Raw genomic sequence first — 1542 nt, forward strand, 5'->3', positions numbered from 1 at the left:
CGTAGAGGGCCACAGCATCACGTTTGAACTGTTCGGAGTACCTAGGCATGGTGGTAGATTACCTTTCTTCCCAACCCAACCGGGCTGGATATCAGGTGTCTACCTAACGGGGGCCAGGTCCCCCCGCCATTTCGTTGCCGTCAATCACATCAACCCGGAGCGTGCCACGTAGAGGCTGCCGTTTTAGGTCAAAGTCCACCGTTGAGACCTCAGGCGTGCGATCCACCGGGTGGAAGTCCAACCGGTTTACGGACCGCGACAACTCCCGAAATGTTGGGAAAGACGTGTAGGGGTTAGGTATCTTTCCCAGGAGTGAAAGAGCGGTATCGCGAAACCAGCGACGCTCCGCGACGGTCCCACGTTCAACCTCCTCAGGAACTTTCAACCCAGCCTTAGCGAGCACACCGTGTTCCAGCAAGGACACATTGCCACGCGTCGAGAAATTCACTAGATCGTCCTGGTAGTGCTTGATCTCCCAGACCGTCGGATCACCTACCAACGCACGACGGGCGGCACGGAACACATTCGCGATGCCAAAGCAATCAAAGTGCTCAATCTCTTCAACAGGCGTGATGAAGCCGTCAGTCGTGACAGACAGAATCGGAATCGTATTGGCCATCGCCAGAAGGAGAGCGCGAACAAGCGACGTTGTCATCGACGCGTGATAGGGAGAGGTTACGGACGACCCACCAATAGACTCCATCTCCTCAGCCCATGCACCCCACCCGTTACGCTCGGAGACGTCCTGAGCCAGCTTCCCGTAGACGGAGTTCGTCGCAACCTTGACAGTCTGCTCTTCCAGCGACCCCTTGCCGAAGATCTTCTTCGCAGTCGCACGATCTTCAACCATCTGTCGGAGGGCGAAGCGCAGTGATCGGGACGGAGTACTACCAGAATGCATACGCAACCTCATGCGATAGCCAATCTGAACACGCACCGTCGCCCCCAGCTTCAACGCAAGGTACAACTCAGGTCCAGCGCACCAAGCACCATGAAACCCGTCATACCCCCCAACATCGTCACCTTGCGCGGCTCCAGCACCGGCAGACGTTCGTGGATACAACACGCAGTCACCGACGACCACCGGCAAGCAAGGCGCAACAACATCATCCGGGAACTTCCAACTCACGTAGGCAACCAACGGGGTAATGGGACCTAACGGAAAGTCGTCCAGCGTAAGTACCCGGTCCTTCACAACCTCCTCGATACAACCGCCCACATAATCCACATCAATCACCGATGCCATCGCAGACGGGTACGCAGATTGAATATCGTGATCGAAGGTCGGGTAAGGATGATGACCAGGAGACAGACAACTGTTCCAGCCACCGTGAAACGCCATTTTCCACGCAGTGTGGGATTGATTGGCATCGCCGTCCACGGGTACCAACTGTCGTGTGGTGTAATACGAAAGATGGTCATGGACCTGGCCCCCGTTAGGTAGACACCTGATATCCAGCCCGGTTGGGTTGGGAAGAAAGGTAATCTACCACCATGCCTAGGTACTCCGAACAGTTCAAACGTGATGCTGTGGCCCTCTAC

Annotated in this window: 1 protein-coding gene; it reads right to left on the reverse strand. The window is 56.0% G+C overall.

What is annotated here, in order from left to right; genetic code table 11:
* Positions 1-103: 103 nt before the first annotated feature.
* Positions 104-1381 (reverse strand): hypothetical protein, encoded by a 1278-nt coding sequence (locus RAE04_RS11655; protein WP_317027468.1) that lies wholly within the window; start codon positions 1379-1381, stop codon positions 104-106.
* Positions 1382-1542 lie beyond the last annotated feature (161 nt).

Origin of the sequence: Corynebacterium sp. CTNIH16, assembly GCF_032821655.1 — a bacterium.
GTDB lineage: Bacteria > Actinomycetota > Actinomycetes > Mycobacteriales > Mycobacteriaceae > Corynebacterium > Corynebacterium marquesiae.